This window comes from Streptomyces prasinopilosus, assembly GCF_001419695.1.
GTDB classification, from domain to species: domain Bacteria; phylum Actinomycetota; class Actinomycetes; order Streptomycetales; family Streptomycetaceae; genus Streptomyces; species Streptomyces prasinopilosus.
This window is the reverse complement of sequence record NZ_LIRG01000566.1, coordinates 1-2,838: the sequence shown is the minus strand read 5'-3', so window position 1 is coordinate 2,838 and position 2,838 is coordinate 1. Positions and strand designations below refer to the sequence as shown.

Genomic DNA, 2,838 nt, shown 5'->3' with positions numbered 1-2,838 from the left:
GCGGCGGCGCCGCCGCGCCGCGGGCGGGCGGGACGGAGGGCCCGGAGCGGGCGCCGACCGACCGGGCGATGGACGAGCTGCGCGAGCTGCACGAGAAGCGGCAGGGCGAGCGGAGCGCCCAGGGCGAGGTCGGCGTCCGGTGGGCCTACGAGATCATCGCCCCGACACTCGCCGGAGCGGTCCTCATGGCGGTCCTGCTGGCCGTCGGCTGAATCCGGGGCCCGGGCCGGTGGTCCGGGCCGGGGCTCTCCGGACGGTCCTCGCGGACTGCCCGGCCCGCCGGAGGCCGGACTCCGGGCCGGGCCCGACGGCCGCACGGCGTCCGGTCGGCGGCGGATCGTCCGACGGAGGGCTTCCGGCCCGGGTCACCGGGGACCCGGGAGCCGGGCGCGCCCCGGAGCGCGGGCGGTGGGCCCGGAACGCGCGCGGCGCCCCGCCGGGGCCCGGCGGGCGAGGGCCGGGTCCGTCGCCCGGGGCCGGCCCGCGGGGACGGAACCGGACCGTCGTAGGCCCGGCCCCGCCGCCCGGCGCGGGCCGCCGCCGGGTGATCCGGGGCGGCGGGGGCGCCGGTGCCCGCCTCAGATGCCGGCCGCCGCCTTCAGGTCCCGCTTGACCGCGGCCAGCAGGGCCGTCGCCTCGGCGCGGGCCGCGGGCAGGGCCTCCCGCGCGGCGACCGGGACGACGACCTCCAGGTAGCACTTCAGCTTGGGTTCCGTACCGCTGGGGCGGACGATGACGCGGGCGCCCCGGAGGGTGTAGCGCAGGCCGTCGGTGGGCGGCAGGGCGTCCGTGCCCCGGGTCAGGTCCTCGGCCTCGGTGACCGGCAGGCCGGCCAGTGCGACCGGGGGGTTCTCGCGCAGCCGGCGCATCGCGTCCGCGATGAGGGACAGGTCCTCGACCCGCACGGACAGCTGGTCGGTGGCGTGCAGGCCGTGGGTCACGGCGAGGTCGTCGAGGAGGTCCGGGAGGGTGCGGCCCTCCTCCTTCAGCACGGAGGCCAGCTCGGCGAGGAGCAGGGCGGCGGTGATCCCGTCCTTGTCGCGTACGCCGTCCGGGTCGACGCAGTAGCCCAGCGCCTCCTCGTAGCCGTAGCGCAGGCCCTCGACCCTGGCGATCCACTTGAAGCCGGTCAGCGTCTCCTCGTGCGGCAGGCCCGCCCGCTCGGCGATGCGGGCCAGGAGGCTCGACGAGACGATCGACTCGGCGAACGTGCCGCTCGCCCCGCGGCGGACCAGGTGGGCGGCGAGCAGCGCCCCCACCTCGTCGCCGCGCAGCATGCGCCAGTCCCCGCCGGCGTCCCTGACGGCCGCGGCGCAGCGGTCGGCGTCCGGGTCGTTGGCGATGACCAGGTCCGGCTCCGCCTCGCGGGCCGTCGCGAAGGCCAGGTCCATCGCCCCGGGCTCCTCCGGGTTGGGGAAGGCGACGGTGGGGAAGTCCGGGTCGGGTTCGGCCTGCTCGGTGACCAGCACCGGTTCGGGGAAACCGGCCCGCGCGAAGGCGGCGAGCAGGACGTCCTTGCCGACGCCGTGCATCGCCGTGTAGACCGTGCGGGCGCTGCGGGGGGAGCCCTCGGCCAGCACCGCGTCCGTGCGGGCGAGGTAGGCGTCCAGGACGGAGTCGTCCAGGGTCTCCCAGCCGGCGTCGGGACGCGGGACGTCGTTCAGGGACCCGACGGCCGCGATCCCGGCGGCGATCTCCGCGTCGGCCGGGGGGACGATCTGGGAGCCGTCGCCGAGGTACACCTTGTAGCCGTTGTCGCGGGGCGGGTTGTGGCTGGCGGTGACCTCGACCCCGGCGACCGCGCCGAGGTGCCGTACGGCGAAGGCCAGCACCGGCGTGGGCAGCGGCCGGGGCAGGACGGCGGCCCGCAGCCCGGCCCCCGTCATGACGGCGGCCGTGTCGCGGGCGAAGTCCGCCGACTTGTGGCGGGCGTCGTAGCCGATCACCACGAGGCCGCCGGTGTGCCCCTGCTTCCCGAGGTACGCGGCGAGGCCGGCGGCGGCGCGGATCACGACGCTGCGGTTCATGCGCATCGGGCCGGCGCCCAGTTCGCCGCGGAGGCCCGCGGTGCCGAACTGGAGGGTGCCGCCGAAACGGGCGGCGAGCTCGGTGACGTCGCCGGCGTCGAGGAGCGCCGCGAGTTCCGCGCGGGTCTCGGGGTCGGGGTCCTCGGCGAGCCAGGTGCGGGCGCGAGTGGTCAGGTCGTCGTGCACGTGTCGGTCAGCCTCTCGAATGGTTCGTTGCGTCGTCCCGCCCCGCGAGGGGGCCCCGGGCGGAGGGCCCGGCGGGTGCCCCGCGGAAGGCCCCTCCCCGGGGCCCGCCGCGGGGTGTCCCGTGAAGGGCCCCTACAGGCGGCCCAGGACCTGGGTCAGGAGGGTGCCCATCCGGGCGGCCGAGTCGCGGCCCGCCTGGAGGACCTCCTCGTGGTTGAGGGGCTCACCGGTCATGCCGGCGGCGAGGTTGGTGACCAGGGAGATGCCGAGCACCTCCGCACCCGCCTCCCGCGCCGCGATGGCCTCGAGCACCGTCGACATGCCCACCAGGTCCGCCCCGATCACCCGTGCCATGCGGATCTCCGCCGGGGTCTCGTAGTGCGGGCCGGGGAACTGGGCGTAGACGCCCTCCTCCAGGCTCGCGTCGATCTCCTTGCACAGCGCCCGCAGCCGCGGGGAGTACAGGTCGGTGAGGTCGACGAAGTTGGCGCCGACGATGGGGGAGGTGGCCGTGAGGTTGATGTGGTCGCTGATCAGGACCGGCTGGCCGGGGCGCATGCCCTCGCGCAGACCGCCGCAGCCGTTGGTCAGGACGATCGTCTTGGCGCCGGCGGCGACGGCGGTG

At 77.0% G+C, this 2,838-nt stretch carries 2 protein-coding genes and 1 pseudogene; 1 reads left to right on the top strand and 2 read right to left on the bottom strand.

The genetic code is table 11. The annotated features are described in order from the left end of the window. Window positions 1-212 (top strand): annotated as a pseudogene (locus tag AOK18_RS22240) (PH domain-containing protein); the annotation flags it as partial. Between the two features lie 366 nt (window positions 213-578). Here AOK18_RS22240 and AOK18_RS22235 read toward each other — a convergent pair. After that, window positions 579-2,213 (bottom strand): phospho-sugar mutase, encoded by a 1,635-nt coding sequence (locus AOK18_RS22235; RefSeq protein WP_055695489.1) that lies wholly within the window; start codon window positions 2,211-2,213, stop codon window positions 579-581. Window positions 2,214-2,345: 132 nt separating this feature from the next. Then, on the bottom strand, window positions 2,346-2,838 hold a 493-nt coding region (locus AOK18_RS22230), incomplete at its 5' end, for a phosphorylase family protein (RefSeq protein WP_478078850.1).